This window comes from Paraburkholderia xenovorans (assembly GCF_046030735.1).
GTDB lineage: Bacteria > Pseudomonadota > Gammaproteobacteria > Burkholderiales > Burkholderiaceae > Paraburkholderia > Paraburkholderia xenovorans_A.
Map to the genome: position 1 here is coordinate 182,461 of NZ_JAQQBV010000013.1, position 21,740 is coordinate 204,200.

20 protein-coding genes are annotated in these 21,740 nt (G+C 64.6%); 2 read left to right on the forward strand and 18 right to left on the reverse strand.

The genetic code is table 11. From position 1 onward, the window contains the following. Nucleotides 1-72: 72 nt before the first annotated feature. The 5 genes from PQQ51_RS15365 to PQQ51_RS15385 all read right to left on the reverse strand — a co-directional run bounded on the left by PQQ51_RS15365 (nucleotide 73) and on the right by PQQ51_RS15385 (nucleotide 6,764). Nucleotides 73-813 carry a 3-ketoacyl-ACP reductase gene (locus PQQ51_RS15365; RefSeq protein ID WP_408497637.1) on the reverse strand — a complete coding sequence of 247 codons (741 nt, stop codon included), beginning with the start codon at nucleotides 811-813 and terminating at the stop codon, nucleotides 73-75. Nucleotides 814-975: 162 nt separating this feature from the next. Next, nucleotides 976-2,157 carry an acetyl-CoA C-acetyltransferase gene (locus tag PQQ51_RS15370; protein WP_408497638.1) on the reverse strand — a complete coding sequence of 394 codons (1,182 nt, stop codon included), beginning with the start codon at nucleotides 2,155-2,157 and terminating at the stop codon, nucleotides 976-978. A gap of 107 nt (nucleotides 2,158-2,264) precedes the next feature. Continuing rightward, the gene (gene phaC, locus PQQ51_RS15375) at nucleotides 2,265-4,121 is read right to left on the reverse strand and encodes a class I poly(R)-hydroxyalkanoic acid synthase (RefSeq protein WP_408497659.1); all 1,857 of its coding nucleotides are present in this window, start codon (nucleotides 4,119-4,121) and stop codon (nucleotides 2,265-2,267) included. Nucleotides 4,122-4,635: 514 nt separating this feature from the next. Next, the gene (gene pgeF, locus PQQ51_RS15380) at nucleotides 4,636-5,475 is read right to left on the reverse strand and encodes a peptidoglycan editing factor PgeF (RefSeq protein ID WP_408497639.1); all 840 of its coding nucleotides are present in this window, start codon (nucleotides 5,473-5,475) and stop codon (nucleotides 4,636-4,638) included. Beyond that, nucleotides 5,472-6,764 (reverse strand): RluA family pseudouridine synthase, encoded by a 1,293-nt coding sequence (locus tag PQQ51_RS15385; protein WP_408497640.1) that lies wholly within the window; start codon nucleotides 6,762-6,764, stop codon nucleotides 5,472-5,474. Before PQQ51_RS15385 ends, pgeF begins: the two co-directional genes overlap by 4 nt. Nucleotides 6,765-6,802: 38 nt before the next feature. Here PQQ51_RS15385 and bamD point away from each other — a divergent pair, with 38 nt between their 5' ends. Further along, nucleotides 6,803-7,663, forward strand: a complete 861-nt coding sequence (gene bamD, locus PQQ51_RS15390) for an outer membrane protein assembly factor BamD (protein WP_408497641.1) — start codon at nucleotides 6,803-6,805, stop codon at nucleotides 7,661-7,663. Nucleotides 7,664-7,794: 131 nt separating this feature from the next. Here the strand turns inward: bamD and rlmD are convergent, their stop codons facing one another. The 6 genes from rlmD to surE all read right to left on the reverse strand — a co-directional run bounded on the left by rlmD (nucleotide 7,795) and on the right by surE (nucleotide 14,088). Further along, nucleotides 7,795-9,213, reverse strand: coding sequence for a 23S rRNA (uracil(1939)-C(5))-methyltransferase RlmD (gene rlmD, locus PQQ51_RS15395; RefSeq protein WP_408497642.1), 1,419 nt, complete (start codon nucleotides 9,211-9,213; stop codon nucleotides 7,795-7,797). Between the two features lie 134 nt (nucleotides 9,214-9,347). Further along, nucleotides 9,348-10,124, reverse strand: coding sequence for a 3'-5' exonuclease (locus PQQ51_RS15400; RefSeq protein WP_408497643.1), 777 nt, complete (start codon nucleotides 10,122-10,124; stop codon nucleotides 9,348-9,350). 4 nt (nucleotides 10,125-10,128) lie between these two features. Further along, the gene (rpoS, locus tag PQQ51_RS15405) at nucleotides 10,129-11,211 is read right to left on the reverse strand and encodes an RNA polymerase sigma factor RpoS (protein ID WP_408497644.1); all 1,083 of its coding nucleotides are present in this window, start codon (nucleotides 11,209-11,211) and stop codon (nucleotides 10,129-10,131) included. Nucleotides 11,212-11,222: 11 nt separating this feature from the next. Then, on the reverse strand, nucleotides 11,223-12,158 hold the full coding sequence (locus PQQ51_RS15410) for a peptidoglycan DD-metalloendopeptidase family protein (RefSeq protein ID WP_408497645.1): 936 nt from the start codon (nucleotides 12,156-12,158) through the stop codon (nucleotides 11,223-11,225). Between the two features lie 5 nt (nucleotides 12,159-12,163). Beyond that, nucleotides 12,164-13,333, reverse strand: coding sequence for a protein-L-isoaspartate(D-aspartate) O-methyltransferase (locus PQQ51_RS15415; protein ID WP_408497646.1), 1,170 nt, complete (start codon nucleotides 13,331-13,333; stop codon nucleotides 12,164-12,166). Continuing rightward, nucleotides 13,330-14,088, reverse strand: coding sequence for a 5'/3'-nucleotidase SurE (gene surE / locus PQQ51_RS15420; protein WP_408497647.1), 759 nt, complete (start codon nucleotides 14,086-14,088; stop codon nucleotides 13,330-13,332). Before surE ends, PQQ51_RS15415 begins: the two co-directional genes overlap by 4 nt. A gap of 248 nt (nucleotides 14,089-14,336) precedes the next feature. Here surE and PQQ51_RS15425 point away from each other — a divergent pair, with 248 nt between their 5' ends. After that, the gene (locus PQQ51_RS15425) at nucleotides 14,337-15,311 is read left to right on the forward strand and encodes an NADPH:quinone oxidoreductase family protein (protein WP_408497648.1); all 975 of its coding nucleotides are present in this window, start codon (nucleotides 14,337-14,339) and stop codon (nucleotides 15,309-15,311) included. 102 nt (nucleotides 15,312-15,413) lie between these two features. Here the strand turns inward: PQQ51_RS15425 and PQQ51_RS15430 are convergent, their stop codons facing one another. The 7 genes from PQQ51_RS15430 to PQQ51_RS15460 form a co-directional block, all read right to left on the reverse strand. Further along, the gene (locus tag PQQ51_RS15430; RefSeq protein WP_408497649.1) at nucleotides 15,414-16,238 is read right to left on the reverse strand and encodes an ABC transporter permease; all 825 of its coding nucleotides are present in this window, start codon (nucleotides 16,236-16,238) and stop codon (nucleotides 15,414-15,416) included. A gap of 57 nt (nucleotides 16,239-16,295) precedes the next feature. Next, nucleotides 16,296-17,108, reverse strand: a complete 813-nt coding sequence (locus PQQ51_RS15435; protein ID WP_408497650.1) for an ABC transporter ATP-binding protein — start codon at nucleotides 17,106-17,108, stop codon at nucleotides 16,296-16,298. Between the two features lie 77 nt (nucleotides 17,109-17,185). Continuing rightward, the gene (locus PQQ51_RS15440; RefSeq protein WP_408497651.1) at nucleotides 17,186-18,223 is read right to left on the reverse strand and encodes an ABC transporter substrate-binding protein; all 1,038 of its coding nucleotides are present in this window, start codon (nucleotides 18,221-18,223) and stop codon (nucleotides 17,186-17,188) included. Between the two features lie 90 nt (nucleotides 18,224-18,313). Further along, a complete protein-coding gene (locus tag PQQ51_RS15445; RefSeq protein ID WP_408497652.1) occupies nucleotides 18,314-19,591 on the reverse strand; it encodes a CaiB/BaiF CoA transferase family protein in 1,278 nt (425 codons plus the stop codon). A gap of 57 nt (nucleotides 19,592-19,648) precedes the next feature. Beyond that, nucleotides 19,649-20,245 (reverse strand): recombination mediator RecR, encoded by a 597-nt coding sequence (gene recR / locus PQQ51_RS15450; protein ID WP_408497653.1) that lies wholly within the window; start codon nucleotides 20,243-20,245, stop codon nucleotides 19,649-19,651. 254 nt (nucleotides 20,246-20,499) lie between these two features. Continuing rightward, nucleotides 20,500-20,826 (reverse strand): YbaB/EbfC family nucleoid-associated protein, encoded by a 327-nt coding sequence (locus PQQ51_RS15455; protein WP_007182071.1) that lies wholly within the window; start codon nucleotides 20,824-20,826, stop codon nucleotides 20,500-20,502. 61 nt (nucleotides 20,827-20,887) lie between these two features. Next, nucleotides 20,888-21,740, reverse strand: an 853-nt coding sequence (locus PQQ51_RS15460) for a DNA polymerase III subunit gamma/tau C-terminal domain-containing protein (RefSeq protein ID WP_408497654.1), incomplete at its 5' end; no start/stop codon positions are given.

Consider the following 21,740-nt stretch of genomic DNA (forward strand, 5'->3'; position numbering starts at 1 on the left):
TATTGCACAGGACAGACGCCGCCGTAACCATCCGAGCCGAAGCACGCCGCCTTGTGAGCGGCGCGCGCCGGCTCAGCCCATATGCAAACCGCCGTTCAGCGAAAAATCAGCGCCCGTGGAGAAACCCGATTCATCCGATGCGAGCCATGCGACGATCGAGCCGATTTCCTGCGGCTGACCGAGACGGCGCACCGGAATCGTCGCGACGATCTTTTCCAGCACGTCCGGACGGATCGACTTGACCATATCGGTGCCGATGTAGCCAGGCGACACGGTGTTGACCGTCACGCCCTTGGTCGCCACTTCCTGCGCGAGCGCCATCGTGAAGCCGTGAATGCCGGCCTTCGCCGTCGAATAGTTGGTCTGGCCGAACTGCCCTTTCTGACCGTTCACCGACGAAATATTGATGATCCGGCCGAAACCGCGCTCGACCATCCCGTCGATCACCTGCTTGGTGACGTTGAAGAGGCTGGTCAGGTTGGTGTCGATCACCGCCGTCCAGTCTTCATGCGTCATCTTGCGGAACACGACGTCGCGCGTAATACCCGCGTTGTTCACCAGCACGTCGATCTCGCCGACTTCGGCCTTGACCTTGTCGAACGCGTCTTTGGTCGACTCCCAATCGCCGACGTTGCCTTCCGACGCGACGAACTCATAGCCGAGCGCTTTCTGCTCTTCGAGCCACTTCACACGGCGCGGCGAATTCGGGCCGCAACCTGCGACCACCTTGAAGCCTTCCTTGTGCAGCCGCTGGCAAATGCTCGTGCCGATGCCGCCCATCCCGCCCGTTACGTACGCAATTCGCTGTGTCATAAACTACACTCCGTTTTTCGTTTTCGAGGCGCCGACCGGCGGCCTCTTTCCTCGCCTTATGCTTCATCTCCGCTGCCGCCGGGCGACCGGCTGACGAGGCGACTCCTCACCGCGCGCCACCTGCTGCACTGTGGCGCGCGACAACCTTCGGCTCATGCACGCTTACAGACGCTCGAGCGCCAGCGCCACGCCCATGCCGCCGCCGATACACAGCGACGCCAGACCCTTCTTCGCGTCGCGCTTCTGCATTTCGTGCAGCAGCGTGACCAGAATCCGGCAACCGGACGCGCCGATCGGGTGACCGATCGCGATCGCGCCGCCGTTCACGTTGATCTTCGACTGGTCCCAACCCATCTGCTGATGCACGGCGAGCGCCTGCGCGGCGAACGCCTCGTTGATTTCCATCAGGTCGAGGTCGCCGACCGTCCAGCCTGCGCGCTCGAGACAGCGGCGCGACGCCGGCACCGGGCCCATGCCCATCACCTTCGGATCGAGACCGGAGGTCGCGTAAGCCTTGATGCGCGCGAGCGGCGTGAGACCGAGCGCCTCGGCCTTCTTCGCCGACATCACCAGCACCGCGGCCGCGCCGTCGTTCAGACCCGACGCGTTGGCGGCCGTGACCGAGCCTTCCTTCGAGAAAGCCGGCTTCAGGCCCGCAAGCGATTCAGCCGTCACGCCGTGACGCACGAATTCGTCGGTGGCGAAACGCAGCGGCTCGCCCTTGCGCTGCGGAATCTCGACGGGCACGATTTCGTCGTCGAAACGGCCCGACTTCTGCGCGGCCTCGGCCTTGTTCTGCGACAGCGCCGCGAATGCGTCCTGCGCCTCGCGCGTGATCCCGTACTCCTTCGCGACGTTCTCCGCGGTCACGCCCATGTGGTACTGGTTGTACACGTCCCACAGACCGTCGACGATCATCGAGTCGACCAGCTTCGCATCGCCCATCCGGAAGCCGTCGCGCGAACCCGGCAGCACGTGCGGTGCGGCGCTCATGTTTTCCTGACCGCCCGCCACCACGATATCCGCGTCACCCGCGATGATCGCGTTGGCGGCGAGCATCACGGCCTTCAGCCCCGAGCCGCACACCACGTTGATCGTCATGCCGGGCACCGCGTTGGGCACGCCCGCCTTGATCAGCGACTGACGCGCCGGGTTCTGACCGGAGCCTGCCGTCAGCACCTGGCCGAGGATCACTTCACTGACCTGCTCGGGTTTCAGGCCTGCCCGTTCGAGCACCGCGCGGATCACCGTCGCGCCGAGTTCGGGCGCGGCGACCTTCGCCAGCGACCCACCGAATTTGCCTACTGCCGTACGGGCGGCCGATACGATCACAACATCAGTCATTTCCATATCCTCCGGGCACGTCGGCTTGCTGCGCCGCTGCCCGTCAAGTTAAAAAATCTCCGTGCTTCCGCACACGTTCAAATGGGCGGTCGATTCGTCGCACTTCATCATTCGCGCTGGCGCACATAACGGCCGGGCGCCGGCTCGATCGGCGGGAATTCGGCAGAGCCCGGTTCCGCGCGCGGCTTCACCTTCTTGCCGCCGTACTGGTCGAGCCAGGTGGTCCATTCGGGCCACCAGCTGCCGGCGACTTCGCCCGCCTGCTCGAACCATTCCTGCGGCTTTTCCGGCAGCGATTTCGGGTCGCCTTCCAGCACCCAGTAATTGCGCTTTTTCTTCGCCGGCGGATTGATCACGCCTGCGATGTGCCCTGACGCGCCGAGCACGAACTTGAGCGGCCCGCTCAGCAACGGCACCGACGCATAAGCCGTTTCCCACGGCACGATATGGTCTTCGCGTGAGCCGTAGATGAAGGTCGGTACATCGATCCTGGACAGATCGATCGACTCGCCGCACGTGGTCAACGCACCCGGCTCGCGCAGCTTGTTCTCGAGATACGTATTGCGCAGATACCAGACGTACATCGGCCCCGGCAAGCTGGTCGAATCGCTGTTCCAGTAGAGCAGATCGAAAGGCACCGGCGTGCGGCCCTTCAAATAATTGTCGACGACGTAGTTCCACACGAGATCGTTCGGCCGCAGGAACGAAAACGTGTTGGCGAATTCGAGGCCCCGCATCAAACCGGGTTTGCCGCCGTTCTTGCCGCCGATGCTTTGCTCACGCATCTGCACATGGGCTTCGTCGACGAAAATATCGAGCACGCCGGTGTCGGTGAAATCGAGCATCGCGGTGAGCAACGTCATCGACGCGGCCGGATGTTCGCCTCGCGCAGCCGCCACCGCCAGCGCCGTGGCGAGCATCGTGCCGCCCACGCAGAACCCGAGCGTGTTGATCTGTTCGCGCCCGCTGATCCGGCTGACCGTTTCGATCGCCTTCAGCACGCCCTCGCCGATGTAGTCGTCCCACGTCTTGTGGGCAATCGACGCATCCGCATTGCGCCACGAGATCAGGAACACCTGGTGCCCCGAATCGAGCCCATGCGCGACCAGCGAATTTTCCGGCTGCAGATCGAGAATGTAGAACTTGTTGATGCAAGGCGGCACGATCAACAGCGGCCGCTCGCGCACGGTGGCCGTGCGCGGCTTGTACTGGATCAACTGGATCAGATCGTTCTCGAACACCACGGTGCCTTCGGTGTTCGCGAGGTTTTCGCCGACCACGAAACGCGACTCGTCGGTCTGCGAAATTTTGCCGCGCTGCATGTCGGCAAGCAGGTTCATCACGCCCTGGCGCAAGCTCTCGCCCTGACTGTCGAGCAAGGTCTTTTGCGCTTCAGGATTCAACGCGAAGAAGTTGCTCGGCGAAGCCGCGGCCGTCCATTGCTGAACCGCGAAGCGGATGCGCTCGCGCACCTTCGGTTCCGTGTCGAGCGCGTCGACCATCTCCTGAAGATAGCGCGCGTTCAGCAGATACCACGCGGCGGTGAACGCATAGGCCGGCGTCGCGCTCCATGCGTCCGCACTGAAGCGGCGATCTTTGAGTTCCGGTGCCTGGGTCGCCGAGCCGGTGGCCTGCTGGATCAACTCCAACGCCTCGCGCGAATAATCGGCTTGCAGCTTTTGCAGACGCTCGGACGGAATCGCCGCGCTCGGTACATTCAGGCCGGCGAACGAAGGCAAGGACGGCAACGCGCCCGCAGCAAGTTTGCTGAAATCGGGCATGCCTGGAAACGACGGCATTGGCGGCAGACCGAGCTGCGGAAATGGCGGCAAGCCTGTTGGCGGAAACTGCGCGAACTGCGGGAACTGTGAAATCTGCGGCATCGCGAACGGCATGGCGTTGCCGCCTGCCGGCGCGCCGGGCAAACGCATTGCGTTCATCCACGCATCGAACAACTGTTGCATGCCGGCGGCCACGGATGCGCCGCTCGTACCGGCCTGCTTGTGCTCCGTGGAGGAGTCGCTGCTGGGGGAAGCTGAGGAATGTGATGCTGCCATACCTGCTTTTGACCGGTAAGTCCTTGCGGACGGGTTGAGAGGCAGGTTCGTGCGCAAGTGGGCGATTGCTCGCGACCTCGTCACGCCCTGTCCCTGTACGAGGAGCCGTGAGGAACATTCTTGCTCCCCATCGCAAGGCATGTCAATGCTTGTTCCCGATTTTGCCGCAGTGCGATAGTTTTTTAATTATCGTTTTCCCTGTGTAGCAGATCGCGCTTTTGGAACAGGGCTGAGGGCGCGTAACGAACAGCGAAAAAAGCTCCCATTTTGCATAGGCTTATGTGCGTTTATCCGTTCGCGCCGCACGCATTTTCGCGGCGTATCGACGCGCCGCCGATAATTTCTGGCGGTGCAGCAAAAAAGCCTGCCGCGCCGCCTCCGAACAAACCCTCATGCGCGCGTCACGAGCACCGACGAGCGCTTACGCCTGCTCGTCGATCCAGATCAGCGCGGCCATGCGCCCCGTCTCGCGATCGCGACGATAGGAGTAGAAACGCTCGCGTTGCGTCACCGTGCAGAGATCGCCGCCGACGATCTTCGTCACGCCGATCTGCTGCAAGCGCAGACGCGCCAGCGCCGGAAGATCGGCGAGGTACTTACCCGCGTTGTGCGGATGCGCAATGAATGCATTCGACGTCGCATCGCGTTGTGCGAGGTCGACACCGTTCATGAACGCGTCACGCACATCTGCGCCGACCTCGAATGCGTCCGGTCCGATCGCGGGTCCGAGATACGCATGCAACGAAGCGGCGTCGACGCCGGCCAGTTCCGCGACACGCTGCGCGGTCTGTTCGACGATGCCTGCCGCCAGCCCGCGCCACCCCGCATGCGCGGCGCCGACCGCGCTGCCCGCTTCGTCGCACAGCAGCACCGGCATGCAATCGGCGATCATCACGACGCACAGCGTGCCGGGACGATCGGTGACGCTCGCGTCGGCGCGCATCGGCGTCCCGGTTGCTTGTGCGTGTGCGAGGGCGTCCTCGGCGCGTACGATGCCCGCGCCGTGAATCTGCTCGAGCCATGCGGCTTCGCCCGCGCCGGTCAGTTGCAAAAGACGCGCGCGATTGACCGCGACCGCGGCCGGATCGTCGCCGGCTTTCATCCCGAGGTTCAGGCCGCCTGAATGATCTGCGCCGTCATGCCAGCGGCCGAACGGCGGCTCACTCACGCCGCCGTTGCGCGTGGTGACCAGCGCACGCACGCGCGGCGATACGTTCCACGCCGGTTGCACGACATCGTCGAAACCCAGTTCGGGCATCATGTGCGATCGTCCTCGTCGTCTTCGTGCTCATTGTCGTGGTCGTCGTCGTGCTCATCGCCGTCATGATCGGGCGCGCCGTCTTCAGCGGCGTCATCGTCCAGCGCCGCGTCGTAGTCGTCTTCCTCATAATACGTGTCGTCGAATTCGCCGGCCTCGTCGCGCCCAAGACCGAGCGCCGCCGACAACACCTGCATGTCTTCCGGCGCATCGGCGCGCCATTGCATCGTGCGGCCGGTTTTCGGATGGATCAGCCCGAGGCGCCACGCGTGCAATGCCTGACGCGCGAAGCCGTCCGGCAGCGGCGTAACCGAGCGCTTGCCGCGCGCGCGCCCATACACCGGATCGCCCAGCAGCGGATGCCCGATATGCGCGCAATGCACGCGAATCTGATGCGTGCGGCCGGTTTCGAGATCGCAATGAATCGCAGTGACCGGCTGACGCTGCCAGATCGCCGTATCGACGCGCCGGAAATGCGTGCGCGCCGCCTTCCCCGACGCGCTCGTCACCACCGCCATGCGGGTGCGTTCGCGCGGGTCGCGGCCGATCGGCGCGTCGATGGTGCCCTCTTCGGGCATGTTGCCCCACACCAGCGCGAGATAACGGCGCTTCACCGTGCGCGCCTGCAATTGCCGCACGAGGTCGGTCTGCGCCTCGAGCGTGCGCGCGACCACCATCAGGCCCGAGGTTTCCTTGTCGAGCCGATGCACGATGCCCGCGCGCGGCAGGCCCGCGGCCGCGTCGCCGTAGCGATACAGCAGACCGTTCAGCAGCGTGCCGGTCCAGTTGCCGGCCGCCGGATGCACGACCATGCCGGCCGGCTTGTTGATCACCACCAGCGTGTCGTCTTCATAGACGATCTCGAGCGGCACCGGCTCCGGCGTGAACGCGAGCTGTTCGGGCAAGAGATCGGGCACGAGCTCGATCGTCGCGCCGAGCGGCACCGGCTGGCGGATCTTCGCCGCGCGGCCGTCGATGCGCACGCGCTCGGCCTCGATCCAGCTTTGCAGGCGATTGCGCGAAAACTCCGGAAAGACGCGCGCGAGCACCTTGTCGAGGCGTTCGCCCGCCAGTTCGTCGGGCACCACGACGCTGCGCGGCGATTCGTCCGCCACGGGGCTTGCCACGGTCGGCACCGGGCGTTGCTCGCCGGCGCCGGCGAGCGCGTCGCTGCCGAGATCGTCGTCGAGCGAGTCGATGTCCAAAGCGTCGGAGGGTTCAGCGCTTACGCTATAATCTTTGTTGCTATTCCCGGCACCGGTTGCGGTATCAGGAGTATTTGAGCGGGTCATTGAGTCTGGGTCACCTGGACGTAAAGCTAGACTGGAAAATGCGAGCCTTGAACACCATCACTAAAGCGGCGATCAATTTGGCGGCCATCAAGAAGGCGGCCCGGAAAGTGGCCGGATACATTGCGTGTGCCGCAGCCGTTGCTCTTGTTGCGGCTTGTCACGGCCTGCCGGAGAAGACCGACGAAACGGCTACGTGGAACAACAACAAATTATATACGGAGGCGAACGACGCTCTCTCCGGCGGTGACTTCGGCAAGTGCGCGAAGTACTTCGAAATGCTCGAGGGCCGCGATCCGTTCGGCCACTTCGCCCAGCAGGCGCAGATCAACGTCGCGTACTGCAACTGGAAAGACAACGAAAATGCGGCCGCTGATCAGGCGATCGACCGCTTCATCCAGTTGCACCCGGATCACCCGGACATCGCCTACGCGTACTACCTGAAGGGCATGATCCACTTCAACGACGACCTCGGTCTGTTCGGCCGCTTCTCCGGCCAGGACATGAGCGAGCGCGACCCGAAGTCGCTGCGCGAGTCGTATGACGCGTTCAAGGTCGTGGTCGATAAATACCCGAACAGCAAGTATGCGCCGGACGCCGCGCAACGCATGCGCTATATCGTCAACGCGCTGGCGTCGCACGAAGTCCACGCAGCGGATTATTACTACCGCCGCGGTGCGTACGTCGCCGCGATCAACCGCGCGCAACTGGCGTTGACGCAATACAAGAATGCACCGGCTATCGAGGACGCACTACACATCATGATGCTGTCGTATGAGAAGCTGAACCAGCCGCAACTGGCCGACGACACCAAGCGCGTGCTGGCCGGCACCTTCCCGGATAGCCCGTACATCACGGGTCATGCAAGGCCCGGTAAGGAAAAATCGTGGTGGCAGTTCTAAGCCGTCCGAAGCGCTGAAAAGCTCGCTACAAAACAGAAACGCCACGACCCAATTCGTGGCGTTTCTGTTTGTGCGTGCCTGATGCGTAAGTGGCTTAGCCTGAATCGAGCGCCGCGCCGGGCGCGCGCTCTTCAATCCCGCTCGAACAACGCGATCGATTCCACGTGCGACGTGTGCGGGAACATGTTCACCACGCCCGCGCCCACCAGCCGATAGCCGGCTTCATGCACGAGCAGCCCCGAGTCGCGCGCGAGCGTCGACGGATTGCACGACACGTAGACGATGCGCTTCGGCAACGGCCCTTCGCCGCTTTGCGCGATCTCCGCGAGCGCCTTCGCGACCGCCAGCGCGCCTTCGCGCGGCGGGTCGATCAGGAATTTGTCGAAGTGGCCGAGCGCGCGGATGTCGTCGGCGGTGACTTCGAACAGGTTGCGGCACGCAAACGACGTATGCCCCGCCACGCCGTTCAGGCCGGCATTGGCGAGCGCGCGCGAGGTTAGCACTTCGCTGCCTTCGATCCCCACGACCTCCCGGGAAATCCGCGCGAGCGGCAGCGTGAAGTTGCCGATTCCGCAGAACAGATCCAGCACGCGATCCGTGCGCGCTGGCGCGAGCAGGCGCAGCGCGCGGCTCACCAGCACGCGGTTGATCTGGTGATTGACCTGGGTGAAATCGGTCGGCTTGAACGGCATCCGGATGTTGAATTCCGGCAACGTGTAATCGAGTTGGACGTCGAGCGGATAGAACGGCGCGACCGTGTCGGGACCGCCGGGTTGCAGCCACCACTGGATCTTGTGTTCGTCGGCGAAATCGCGCAGCACCTGTTCGTCGGCGGCCGTGAGCGGCTCGAGATTGCGCAGCACCAGCGCGGTCACCGACGAGCCGACCGCCAGCTCGATCTGCGGCATGCGATCGTAGATCGACAGCTTGCGGATCATGAAGCGCAGCGGCATCAGCAGCGCCGACACATGCGGCGGCAGCACCTCGCAGCTCTTCATGTCGGCGATATAGCTGCTCTTTTTCTCGTAGAAGCCAATGCGCATCCCGCCCTTTTCCGGCAAATAACGCACCGCCATACGCGCGCGATAACGGTAGCCCCAGGTCGGCCCATGAATCGGCCGGAACACGGTTTCGGGGCGCAGTTTCGCGAGATGCTGCAGATTGTCTTCCAGCACGCGCTGCTTGACCGCGATCTGTGCGCGGATATCCAGATGCTGCATCGAACAGCCGCCGCAGATATCGAAATACACGCATTTCGGCGTGGTGCGGATCACGCTCTCGCGAAACACCTGAACGACTTCCGCCTGCTCGAATTTGGGTTTGCTGCGAAGCGGCGAATAGCTGACGAGTTCGCCCGGCAACGCGCCTTCGACGAAGATCACCTTGCCTGGCGCGCCGTCTTCGCCTTCGAGGCGGCCCACGCCGCGCGCTTCCATATCGAGCGAAACGATTTCGACGACCGGCTCATGGCCGGTGATGACGCGCGCCTTGACCGGCGGCGGCGCCTTCTGACGCTTGGGCGAGCGGCGTTGGGGGGCGGATCGGGACACCTGCGACTTCCTGACAAACTTGGGGAAAGGCGAGATTGTAGACGAAGCGCCGCCGTTGCCAACCCTTTGGCGCGGCGGCTTGCGGTGACGGCGCCCTGCGGTGTTCGTACGCGCCGCTGCCGGATTACTTCAGGCTACTGATCGAACGCAGCCAGATACTCGGCCCATTGCGGCGCGCTTTCCTGCGCGAGCGCGTTCTTCACCAGATTGATTTCGTCGGCATACTCTTCGGCCGAAAAAGCGCCGCGAATCAACTGGAAACGGCAATACAACAAGTACGTATTGACGACGTCGGTCTCGCAATAATTGCGGATTTCCTCGATGCGCCCTTCCTGGTAAGCGTGCCACACCTGGCTGCCGTCCATGCCCATCTTGCCGGGAAAGCCGCACATCTTGGCGAGCGCGTCGAGCGGTGCGTTGGCGCGCGCCTGGTACATCGCCAGCACGTCCATCAGGTCGGTGTGACGCGCGTGATAACGGCTGATGTAGTTGTTCCACTTGAATTCGCGGTCGTCCTCGCCGAGATCCCAGAAACGGTAAGCCGGAATGCCGTTCACGAGCGCGCGGTAATTCAGCACCGGCAAGTCGAAGCCACCGCCGTTCCATGACACGAGCTGCGGCGTGTACTTCTCGATCACCCGGTAGAACGACTGCACGAGCGCGGCTTCGCCGTCTTCCAGTGTGCCGAGCGAGCGCACGCGAAAGCCGTTGTTGTCGCGGAACACGCAGGAAATCGCCGCGATCCGTTGCAGGTGGTGCGGCAGGAAGTCGCTACCGGTTTTTTCGCGGCGCGCGGCGAACGCGTGCTCGGCGACTTCGGCGTCGCTCAGGGTGGCAGGCAAATCTTCGAGACGGCGAATGCCGGCGACATCGGGAATCGTCTCGATGTCGAATACAAGAATCGGTGTCATCAGATTAGAGAACAGCGTCCTTGCGAACACCGTTGGAGGCGAAGAAGCGCTTTAACCGCACCAGCGCTTCCTGTTGGATCTGGCGCACACGCTCGCGCGTGAGGCCCATTTCGTCGGCGAGCTCTTCGAGCGTGGCGGGCTCGATGTGGTTCAGCCCAAAGCGCCGCTCGATCACATGACGATGCTTGTCCGACAGCCGCGCGAGCCATGCGCGCGTGAGCGTTTCCAGCTCGCGATGCTGCACCTCGGCATCCGGCGACTGGCTCTGGTCGTCGGACAACAGATCGAGCAGACTGCTCGCCGGATCGAGATCGAGCGGTGCATCCAGCGACGCGGTGTGCTCGTTCAGCGCGAGGATGTCGGTGACTTCGTCGGTGGTCTTGCCGGTCAGATAAGCGATGTCGTCAATGCTGGCATCGCGGCGCTCGGCGGCTTCGCCCGAATTCATCGAGTTCTTTTCCAGGTGGCGCTTCGCACGCAGCACCTGATTGAGCTCGCGAATCACGTGCACCGGCAAACGCACGGTGCGCGCCTGGTTCATGATCGCGCGCTCGATGCTTTGGCGGATCCACCAGGTGGCATAAGTGGAAAAGCGGAAACCGCGGGTGGGATCGAACTTCTCGATCGCGTGCATCAGGCCGAGGTTGCCCTCTTCGATCAGATCGAGCAGCGGCACGCCGCGGTTCAGATAACCCTTCGCGATGCTGACCACGAGCCGCAGATTGCGCTCGATCATCACCTGCCGGGCTTCGAACTCGCCCGCCTTCGCGAGGCGCGAGTACTTCTGCTCTTCCTCGACGGTGAGCAGCGGTTTCACGCTGATGCGGTTCAGGTAGTGCTGGATCGTGTCGGCCGTGAGCTCGGCCTGCAGCAGCGCGCGGAAATCGTCCGCGTCAGGCGCGGGCTCGGCGACGCTTTCGCGGGCTTCGCCCGGCTCTTCGCCGCCGCTCTGGCGTTCGTCGAGATCGCGCTCCTCTGCGATCTCTTCTTCCACTTCAGAAGCGCTGCCTTCGTCCACCGAAGCAGACGTGGCACGGCTGGTCGTTTCAGACTCGGCTTGCGGCAGGCGGCGCTTCGATTTCGGCATGGTCGTATCGCTTATTGCGGCGGCAAATACTTCAGTGGGTCGACAGGTTTACCCTGCCGGCGAACTTCGAAATGCAACATCACGCGGTCGGAATCGCTGTTGCCCATCTCGGCGATCTTCTGCCCTTTGGTCACCGCGTCCCCCTCTTTTACCATCAAAGCGCGGTTATGTGCATACGCGGTGAGATAAGTTGCATCATGTTTGATGATAATGAGATTGCCGTAACCACGCAGCCCATTTCCGGCATAAACCACGCGCCCATCCGCCGACGCTTTCACCGGATCGCCAGCGGCACCGCCGATATTGACGCCCTTGTTGGTCGAATCGTTGAAGGTGCCGAGCAGCGGTCCGCGCACCGGCCACGCGAACGCGATGTTGCCCGAGGCGCCCGCGCTCGAATCGCTGGCGGCGCCCGCGGCGGGCGGCGGCACGGCGTTGTTCGCGGCGGAGCCGTAGATCGGCGGCGCTGCGCTGCCGGCCGTCGCGCCAGCGGGCGGCGGCGTGCTACCCAGCGGCGCGCTTTGCACTGCGGCGCCCCCACCGATCGGCGCAGTCGCGACACCCGGCGTCAGACCGGCCGTGTTCGCACCCGGCGGCACGACACGCAGCAACTGGTCGACTTCGATCTGATTCGGGTTCGTGAGATTGTTCCAGGCCGAAATGTCGCGGTAGTTCTGGCCGTTCTCGAGTGCGATCCGGTACAGCGTGTCGCCCGGTTTCACACGGTAGTAGCCCGGCGGCGGCGGACCGAGCGGCACGGCCGGCTGCTGCGCGCCGACGGTGCCGAGCGGCGGCGTGCCGCCGGAACGGTCGACCACAGGCGCCTGATCGAGCCGGCTCGCACAGGCCGTCATCAACAGGGACAAGGCGAGCACGCACACGCTACGCTGGGTTACGGTCATTGGGACATTCAGTGTGGTTCTTCGCATCGCGCGCAACATACTCATCGGTGTCAAATCACTCCGGATTTTAAGGGTACAAAGAAAACGCGATCAAGCCGCGACTCGCGCCACTGCGCGGGTCCGACGCGTTCGACCAGCGTCAGCACCTGGTTCTGGCCTTCCTGCGAGCCGACCGGCGCGACCAGACGGCCGCCGATCGCGAGTTGTTCAAGCAATGCCTGCGGTACGTCGAGGCCGGCCGCGGCGATCACGATCGCGTCGAACGGCGCGGCCGACGGCAGCCCGAGCCGCCCGTCGCCGTAATGCAGCCGGATGTTCGGAATACGCAGTGGCCGCAAGTTCGTCTTCGCGCGCTCGGACAGCGGCTTGATGCGTTCAATCGAGTACACGTCGCGCGCGACCTGGCTCAGCACCGCCGCCTGGTAACCGCAGCCGGTACCGATTTCAAGCACGGTGTTCAGTGTGCGACCGGCCGCCGCCAGCTCGATCATCCGCGCGACCACCGAGGGTTTGGAGATCGTCTGGTGATGGCCGATCGGCAGCGCCGCATCTTCGTAAGCCTGGGCGGCGAGGCCCGGGTCGACGAACATGTGGCGCGGCACCACCGACATCGCATTCAGCACGCGCGGGTCGGTCACGCCGTTCGCACGCAGGCGTTCGACCATCCGTTCGCGAACCCGTTCCGAAGTCAGTGCCAATGCGCCGTTCAACGCGACGTTCGGCACGGCGGCACGCTCGCTCGATCTCGCCGCGGAATGGCCGGGCTGCGACGGTTTCGGTGCGGAGCGCGCGCCGGCTGTCGATGCAGCGGCCCTGGTTTGCTGAAGCGGCGTTTTGGCCGGCGACGAGGCTGGCGGTTTGGTTTGCGGTTTGGTTTGCGGTTTGGTTTGCGGTTTGGTTTGCGATTGGGTCAGCGATTTGGCTGACGCTTGCAGCGTGGACTGCGGCTGGGTCGTGCCCGAGGGCTTCGACTGCGACTGGGCTTGCGCCCTCGCCTGCGCTTGCGCTTGCGCTTGCGCTTGCGCTTGCGCCTGAGTTTGCGCGGGCTTGCCGGTCGACCCGAGCGGCGCAGCCTTCGGCGCCTGCTTGCGCGTGTTCAGCGCCGCGCTCGCGGCCAGCGCCGCTGCGCGCATTTCACCCGGACGCCCTTCAGGCCGGCGCGGTTCGCGCACCAGGTCCTCGAGGCCGAGCGGAAAGCGCTTCGCGCGCTCGCTCGTCATGAAGCGCCGCTGCCTGAGCGTGCCCAGTCGCGCGCGGCGGGCAGCATCTGCGTGTGGGTCAGGTCGAGTTGCAGCGGGGTGATCGACACGTGCCCGTTGGCGACCGCATGAAAATCGGTGCCCTCGCTCGCGTCGCGCGCGCTGCCGGACGGTCCGATCCAGTAGATCGGTTCGCCGCGCGGGTTGGTCTGGCGGATCACCGGTTGCGACGGATGCCGCTTGCCGAGCCGCGTGACCTGCCAGTCACGCAGTTGTTCGTACGGCAGATTCGGAATATTGACGTTCAGCAACGGATGGCCGGGCAACGGCTCTTCGAGATAATGCGCGACGATTTCAGCGGCGACCCGCACCGCGTCGTCGAGATGCACCCAGTCTTTGTCGACCAGCGAGAACGCGATAGCCGGCACGCCGAACATGATGCCCTCGGTGGCGGCCGCGACGGTGCCCGAATAGAGCGTATCTTCTCCCATGTTCTGGCCGTTGTTGATGCCCGAGACGACCAGATCCGGCGTATGGTCCAGCATGCCGGTCAGCGCGATATGCACGGAATCGGTCGGCGTGCCGTTCACATAGTAAAAGCCGTTCGCCGAACGCAGCACCGAGAGCGGCCGCGACAGCGTCAGGGAGTTGGACGCGCCGCTGCAGTTCTGCTCGGGCGCCATCACGGTAACGTCCGCGATCGGCCTGAGCGCCTCGTAAAGCGCGGCCAGACCAGGCGCCAGATAACCGTCGTCGTTGCTGAGTAGGATTCGCATGCGGCGATTGTAACCGAGGAAAGAAGGCGCGCGAACGACACGGCAGACGGTGCGCGCACGGTAGGCGAAGCGCACGCGGCGCGCGTGTCGCCGAGGCTTGGGCCGGGCATGACGGGCGCACGCGAGCACGTGTGCCGACACTAGAAACGCACGGTCGTGCGCATTGCTTTACACTCGGACAGCTTGTGCCCGAAGGAAGTCCGCTTGCGGCACGCCCCTTGAAAAAACCAGATCGATATGGAGACACGATGCGCGCGATTCGCTGTAATCAATACGGGCCGCCGGAAAGCCTGGTCGTCGACAACCTGCCGGATCTCGAGCCGCCGCCCGGCCACGTCGTCATCGACGTCAAGGCCGCGGCCGTCAACTTTCCCGATGTGCTGATCATCGAGAACAAATACCAGTTCAAACCGCCTCTGCCCTTCACGCCCGGCTCGGAAGTCGCCGGCGTCGTGCGCGCGGTCGGCGCGGACGTCACGCAATTCAAACCGGGCGCGCGCGTGGTCGCGTTCACCGGCTCGGGCGGTTTTGCCGAGCAGGCGGTGGCGCCGGCCGCGGCCTGCGTGCCGCTCGCGGACGGCGTCGAGTTCGAACTGGCCGCGGCGTTCACGCTCGCGTATGGGACGTCGCATCACGCGGTGGTCGATCGCGGCCAGTTGCAGGCGGGCGAGACGATGCTGGTGCTCGGCGCGGCCGGCGGCGTCGGGCTGGCGGCGGTCGAAATCGGCAAGGCGCTCGGCGCGCGCGTGATCGCGGCGGCGTCGAGCGACGAAAAGCTCGCCACGTGCGTCAAGCACGGCGCGGACGCCACCATCAACTACAGCCGCGAAGACCTGCGCGAGCGCATCAAGGCGCTGACCGACGGCCGGGGTCCGGACGTGATCTACGATCCGGTCGGCGGCGTGTATGCGGAGCCCGCATTCCGCAGCATCGGCTGGCGCGGGCGTTATCTGGTGGTGGGCTTTGCGAACGGCGAGATTCCGAAGCTGCCGCTCAATCTGACGCTGCTCAAAGGCGCGAGTCTCGTCGGCGTATTCTGGGGCGATTTCGCGAAACGCGAGCCACAGCGCAATCACGCGGCGTTCCAGCAGATGACCGGCTGGATCGGTGAAGGCAAGCTGAAGCCCTACGTATCGGCACGCTATGCGCTCGAAGACACGGGCCGCGCGTTGCGCGATATGGCGGAACGTCGAGTGATCGGCAAGGTAGTGATCGTGCCGTAGCCAACCGCGCGCCAAACGGTGACGCCAAACGGAAACGGCGCGTGGTTTGAAGACCACGCGCCGTTTTCCGCTGAGCCTCTCAGGTCTCTCAGGTCTCGCAAACTACAGCTTCTCCGTGTCGCCCGTCTTGGGCTGCCACTTCATCAAACGCCGCTCGCCGATGCCGACGATCCCATCGAGAATCAGCGCGAACGCGGTCAACACCAGAATCCCGGCGAACACCGTGTTGATGTCGAACGTCCCTTCGGCTTGCAGAATCAGATAGCCCACGCCGCGCGCCGAGCCGAGGTATTCGCCGACCACCGAGCCGACGAACGCCAATCCCACCGACGTATGCAAGCTCGAAAACACCCAGCTCATCGCGCTCGGCAAATACACGGAACGCAGCAATTGCTTGCGATTCGCGCCGAGCATGCGCGCATTGGCGAGCACGACCGGACTGACTTCCTTCACGCCCTGATAGACGTTGAAGAACACGATGAAAAACACCAGCGTCACGCCGAGCGCGACCTTCGACCAGATGCCGAGGCCGAACCACACGCCGAAGATCGGCGCGAGAATCACGCGCGGCATCGAATTGGCGGCTTTGATATACGGATCGAACAGCGCGCTCGCGAGCGGCGCCAGCGCGAGCCACAAGCCGACGCCGAGACCGAACGCCGTGCCGAGCACGAACGCGAGCACGGTCTCAACGAGCGTGATCCACAGATGCAGATAGATCTCGCCGCCCGTGAACCACTCCCAGATCCGCTGCAACACTTTCTGCGGTTCGCCGAAGAAGAACGCGGCCTTGTTCGGGTCGTCGAAATAGAACGCGGGCAGCAGCGTCGGGCTCGTCAGCACGTACCAGAGCACGAAGCACAACACGAGCAGCAGCCACTGCCAGATCACCAGGTTCGCCCGGTTGGGGCGCAACGTCTTCCACATGACTCGGTTTGCCTTAGACGATTGATCGATGCCCGGCGGCGCTAACAGGCGCCGCGCTCAGACTGCCGTGAGCTGCTGCTGGTAACCCTTGAGCACTTCATCGCGCAGCACGCTCCAGATCTGCGCATGCAGCTCGACGAAACGCGGATGCGCGCGAATCTCGGCCACGTCGCGCGGGCGCGGCAGATCGATCGTGAACTCGCCGATCGGATGCGTGCCCGGCCCCGCCGACAACACCACCACACGGTCGGACATCGCGATCGCTTCATCCAGATCGTGCGTGATGAACAGCACCGCTTTGCGCTTCGCGGCCCACAGATCGAGCAACTCGTTTTCCATCAGTTGACGCGTCTGGATATCGAGCGCCGAAAACGGCTCGTCCATCAGGATGATGTCCGGATCGAGAATCAGCGTCTGCGCCATCGCGACGCGCTTTCTCATGCCACCCGACAGTTGATGCGGATAACGGTCGCCGAAACCGCCGAGGCCGACCCGCTTCAACCACTCGTCGGCTTTGCTGCGCGCTTCGGCCGGCGGCACGCCGTGAAAAGCGAGGCCCGCCATCACGTTGTCGATCGCGGAGCGCCACGGCATCAGCGCGTCGGCCTGGAACATATAGCCGGCCCGGCGGTTGATGCCGGCGAGCGGCTCGCCGAACACGCTGACCGTGCCCGACGACGGCCCCAGCAAGCCCGCGCCGACGTTCAGCAACGTGGATTTGCCGCAGCCGGTCGGCCCGACCACCGACACGAATTCGCCCGGCGCGATGCGCAAGGTCGTGTCCTTGACGGCCGTATAGCGCTGCGCGCGGTTGTCCCGCGCAGCGAAGGTACAGGTGATGTTCTCGAGCGCCAGGGCGGCAACGGTCATCGTTCGACTCGCTTCGAAAGATCGGTTTCGGTGAGGCTGACGTTCTCCACGACGGCCAACGCGGCAGCGCTGCGCGCTTACACTTTTACGGTTGCGAGCGCTTTCTTCACGAAGTCGTTGGTCCACGTCTTCGACAGATCGATCGGCTTGCCCTGCACGTTCGGGTCGAACGTCTGCAAGGTTTTCAGCGACGTCGCGGGACCGTCGGCCGGCATCAGGCCGTCCGGCGACATCGCTTCCTTCACGTGCTGCCAGGCGTCCAGATACACCGCGCGGTCGCCGAGCAGATAGCCTTCCGGCACCGTATTGATCAGCTCGCTGCCGGTGGCCGTCTGCAGCCACTTGAGCGCGCGCACCATCGCGTTGGTCAGCGCCTGCGTGGTGTTCGGGTTCTTCGTGATGAAGCTCTGCGACGCATACAGGCAGCCGGCCGGCATGTCGCCGCCGAACACGCTGCGCGTGTCGGCGAGCGTGCGCGTATCCGACACGACGCGAATCTCGCCGGTGCGCTCGAGCTTGGTCATCACCGGGTCGAGGTTCGCGATCGCATCGATCTGCCCCGACTGCAACGCCGCGATCGCGCCGGCCCCGGCGCCCACGCCGATGAACGCGACGTCTTTCGCGGTCAGCCCGGCCTTCGCCAGCACGAAGCTCGCCATGATCGACGTCGACGAACCCGGCGCGGTCACGCCGATTTTCTTGCCCTTCAGATCGGCGATCGACTTGTAGTTCGGCATGGTCTTCTTCGACACCGCGAGCACGATCTGCGGCGCGCGCCCTTGCAGCACGAACTCGCGGAACGCCTGCTTCTGCGCCTGCAACAGCAACGTGTGCTCGAACGCGCCGGACACGACGTCAGCGCTGCCGCCGACCGCCGCCTTCAGCGCCTGCGAACCGCCGGCGAAATCGGAGATCTCGACGTCGAGGCCTTCGTCCTTGAAGTAACCGCGACGCTCGGCGATCGTGAGCGGCAGGTAATAGAACAGGTTCTTGCCGCCGACCGCCACCGACACCTTCGCGGTTTCAGGTTTGCCCTGCGCGAAAACGAGCGGCGTGGCGGCGAGCGTGGCGCCCGCGAACGCGGCGCTACCGGCGAGGAAGGTTCTGCGTTGCATGGTCTCGAGTCTCCAACTTTGTTGTCCGGCGTTTGCGCCGTGCTTTTATCTGCTTGTGTGCGGCTTTTCGTCTGTTATCGCAGCGCCCGCTCACACGATCTGTTGCGCGTGCAACCTTGCGATGTGGTCTGCATCATAACCTAGCGATTGCAGGACTTCATCGGTATGTTCACCCAGTTCCGGGCCCAGCCAGCGGGTTTCGCCGGGCGTCGCCGAGAGTTTCGGCGTGACCGCCGGCAACGTGATTTCGCGGCCGTCCTGCCACTTGAAACGCTGGATCATCTGGCGCGCCATGTATTGCGGATCGCTGAACATGTCCGCGACGCTGAAGATGCGGCCGACCGGCACGTCGGCGGCATTGAGCACGGCGAGCGCTTCGTCGATCGTGCGGGGGGCGAGCCACGCGGCGATCGCGCCGTCGATTTCCTCCGTGCGCGGCACGCGGCCGTCGTTGTGCTCGAGCGCCGGATCGTTCGCCAGATCGTCGCGATCGATGGCCACCATCAGGCGCTTGAAGATCGGATCGCTGTTGCCGCCGATCACGATGCTGCCGTCGCGGCACGGATACGTGTTCGACGGCACGATGCCCGGCAGCGACGCGCCGGTGCGCTCGCGCACCATCCCGTACACGCCGTATTCGGGCACCACGCTTTCCATCATGTTGAAGACGGCCTCGTACAGCGCGACGTCGACGACCTGCCCCTTGCCGCCGTTCACCTGCTTGTGATGCAGCGCCATCAACGCGCCGATCACGCCGTGCAGCGCGGCGATCGAGTCGCCGATCGAAATGCCGATGCGCGGCGGCGGCAAATCCGGATAGCCGGTGATGTGGCGCAGGCCGCCCATCGATTCGGCGATCGCCCCGAAACCGGGACGGTCGCGATACGGGCCGGTCTGTCCATAGCCGGACAAGCGGACCATCACGAGCCCCGGATTGTCCGCGGACAGCACGTCATAACCGAGCCCGAGCTTCTCCAGCAAACCCGGCCGGAAATTTTCGACGACGATGTCCGCTTCCTTCGCGAGACGCCGCACGATCTCCTTGCCCTCTTCCGCCTTCAGATTGATCGTGACGGATTTCTTGTTGCGCGCCTGCACGGCCCACCAGAGCGACGTGCCGCCGACTTCCGGATAGAGCTTGCGCCACTTGCGCAGCGGATCGCCGCCCTTCGGGTCTTCGATCTTGATGACGTCCGCGCCGAACTCGCCGAGAAAGCGCGCGGCAAACGGGCCCGCGATCAGCGTGCCGAGTTCGAGGACCTTGACGCCGGCGAGCGGGCCGGGTTGGGTTTGCGGTGCGGCGGGGGTGGTGGACGTTGCGCGCGTTGCTTGAGTGGCGTTTGCGCCGGAGTCAGGGTTGACGCTCATGTGTCTCCTCTGTGTTCTGGTCGTTCCAGTCGTTCTGGTCGTTCCGTGCGCTGGGCGCTACATCGAACGCCGGTCGAGCATCGCGCGGGCGATCGTGCCGGCGTCGACGTATTCCAGCTCGCCGCCCACCGGCACGCCGCGCGCCAGACGCGTGACGGCGAGCCCGCGCGCCTTGAGCGTTTGCCCGAGGTAATGCGCGGTCGCTTCGCCTTCGTTGGTGAAATTGGTCGCTAGCACGACTTCCTTGACGACACCGTCCGACGCGCGCTTGACGAGCCGGTCGAAATGAATCTCTTTAGGGCCGATCCCGTCGAGCGGGCTCAGCCGGCCCATCAGCACGAAATAGAGACCACGGTAGGTCATCGTCTGTTCGAGCATGATCTGATCGGCCGGCGTCTCGACGACGCACAGCAGCGTCGGATCGCGCTCCTCGTCGAGGCAGACCTCGCAGATCTGCGCCTCGGTGAATGTGTTGCACTTCTCGCAGTGCCGCAGATGCTCGGTCGCGAACAGCAGCGAGCGGCCGAGCTTTTCGGCGGCGTCGCGGTCGTGCTGCATCAGGTGATACGCCATGCGTTGCGCGGACTTCGGCCCGACGCCAGGCAGCGCGCGCAGCGCTTCGACGAGCGCCGACAAGGCGGAAGGTTGTTTCATGCGGAATCGGCGGCGTCGGAGTGGAGTGCCCGCCATCGCCTTCGTGTTCCGAAAGCGCTGCGGTGGGTTCTATCAGTATGACTACAGATCAGGCACATAGGCCCGATCGACAACTTGAGCGAGGCTCGTGAGCAAGGCGTTCAGCGGACCCCCGGCACAGAACCGGTTGCGGACCCGCGCCACAAGCTCCCCTGGCTCAAGCCACGGCGCGAACCGCGGCGTGAGCCTCTGGCCGCCCGCAGCGGCGCCGCTCGTCAGAACGGCAGTTTGAAGCCGGGCGGCAACGGCAGGCCCGACGTCATCCCACCCATTTTTTCCTGAGCGGTCGCTTCGGCCTTGCGCACGGCGTCGTTGAATGCGGCGGCGACGAGGTCTTCCAGCATGTCCTTGTCGTCGGCGAGCAGGCTCGGATCGATCGACACGCGACGCACGTCGTTCTTGCAGGTCATCGTCACTTTCACGAGACCGGCGCCCGACTGCCCTTCGACTTCGATCAATGCAAGCTGCTCCTGCATCTTCTTCATGTTTTCCTGCATCTGCTGGGCTTGTTTCATCAGCCCGGCGAGTTGACCTTTCATCATGGACATGCTCCTTCTTGAATAGCGTGAAATTCGGGAATCGTGCGCTCTGCGGCGCGACGAATCAGTGAGCGGACGACGCGCCGCCTGGGGCCGCGTCCTGCGTAATCGGGCGAATCGAGCCGGGCACGATGCTCGCGCCGAACTCGCGGATCAACGATTGGACGAACGGGTCCGCACCGATCTCGCGCTCCGCTTCCTGCTGACGCTGCGCGCGCTGCGCGGCGTCGTGCGCGGCCGCGGTGCGGCGCGCCGGGCCGACTTCGACCAGCACCTCGACAGTGCGGCCGAGCTTTTCGGCGAGCGCGATTTTTAGTTTAGCGACCTGCGAGGCTTCCGCGTACTGCGGCACTGGCACATTCAGTTTCAGCGTGGCGCCGTCGAGCGCCATCAGTTCGCTGTTGAACGCCAACTGGTACGAAATGCCCTTGAGCGGCAGATCGATCGCGAGCGCCGGCCAGTCGCCGGTGAAGCCCAGCGGATCGAGCGGCACGGCCGGCGGCAGCGGGCGTTTGTCGACGACCGGCGGCGGCGCGGCGGGCGCTGATGCCGCGGTTGCGGTGACGCGCACGTCGTCGGGACCGCTGTCGAACACGGGCACGTAGTTGTCTTCGGGAAAGCCGTAATAGCCTTCGTCGGCCGGCGACAGCGGCGCGTAATCGTCGAGGGGAATGTCGTCCCACGGCGGCACCGACGAGCCGTTCTGGTCGCCGCCGCCGTTACGCGACGCGGCGGTCGACGGTGCACGTGCGGCGGGTGTGTTGGAGGAGACTGGCGCGGCTTCCTGCTGCGCGGCGCGGCGCGGCGCACCCGGTGTCGGCACGGGTACGACGACGCGCGGCGCGGCGGGCTTCGGTGTGGCCGGCGCGGCGGGCTTGGCCGCGGCGGGCGCGCCCGCGCGGGCCCGGGGGGCCGCG

Bases quoted from the DNA above. Each gene is read 5' to 3' on its own strand.
- PQQ51_RS15365 (WP_408497637.1), bottom strand. From the start codon at position 813: ATGACACAGCGAATTGCGTACGTAACGGGCGGGATGGGCGGCATCGGC.
- PQQ51_RS15370 (WP_408497638.1), bottom strand. From the start codon at position 2,157: ATGACTGATGTTGTGATCGTATCGGCCGCCCGTACGGCAGTAGGCAAA.
- phaC (WP_408497659.1), bottom strand. From the start codon at position 4,121: ATGCAACAGTTGTTCGATGCGTGGATGAACGCAATGCGTTTGCCCGGC.
- pgeF (WP_408497639.1), bottom strand. From the start codon at position 5,475: ATGATGCCCGAACTGGGTTTCGACGATGTCGTGCAACCGGCGTGGAAC.
- PQQ51_RS15385 (WP_408497640.1), bottom strand. From the start codon at position 6,764: ATGACCCGCTCAAATACTCCTGATACCGCAACCGGTGCCGGGAATAGC.
- bamD (WP_408497641.1), top strand. From the start codon at position 6,803: ATGCGAGCCTTGAACACCATCACTAAAGCGGCGATCAATTTGGCGGCC.
- PQQ51_RS15400 (WP_408497643.1), bottom strand. From the start codon at position 10,124: ATGACACCGATTCTTGTATTCGACATCGAGACGATTCCCGATGTCGCC.
- rpoS (WP_408497644.1), bottom strand. From the start codon at position 11,211: ATGCCGAAATCGAAGCGCCGCCTGCCGCAAGCCGAGTCTGAAACGACC.
- PQQ51_RS15410 (WP_408497645.1), bottom strand. From the start codon at position 12,158: ATGAGTATGTTGCGCGCGATGCGAAGAACCACACTGAATGTCCCAATG.
- PQQ51_RS15415 (WP_408497646.1), bottom strand. From the start codon at position 13,333: ATGACGAGCGAGCGCGCGAAGCGCTTTCCGCTCGGCCTCGAGGACCTG.
- surE (WP_408497647.1), bottom strand. From the start codon at position 14,088: ATGCGAATCCTACTCAGCAACGACGACGGTTATCTGGCGCCTGGTCTG.
- PQQ51_RS15425 (WP_408497648.1), top strand. From the start codon at position 14,337: ATGCGCGCGATTCGCTGTAATCAATACGGGCCGCCGGAAAGCCTGGTC.
- PQQ51_RS15430 (WP_408497649.1), bottom strand. From the start codon at position 16,238: ATGTGGAAGACGTTGCGCCCCAACCGGGCGAACCTGGTGATCTGGCAG.
- PQQ51_RS15435 (WP_408497650.1), bottom strand. From the start codon at position 17,108: ATGACCGTTGCCGCCCTGGCGCTCGAGAACATCACCTGTACCTTCGCT.
- PQQ51_RS15440 (WP_408497651.1), bottom strand. From the start codon at position 18,223: ATGCAACGCAGAACCTTCCTCGCCGGTAGCGCCGCGTTCGCGGGCGCC.
- PQQ51_RS15445 (WP_408497652.1), bottom strand. From the start codon at position 19,591: ATGAGCGTCAACCCTGACTCCGGCGCAAACGCCACTCAAGCAACGCGC.
- recR (WP_408497653.1), bottom strand. From the start codon at position 20,245: ATGAAACAACCTTCCGCCTTGTCGGCGCTCGTCGAAGCGCTGCGCGCG.
- PQQ51_RS15455 (WP_007182071.1), bottom strand. From the start codon at position 20,826: ATGATGAAAGGTCAACTCGCCGGGCTGATGAAACAAGCCCAGCAGATG.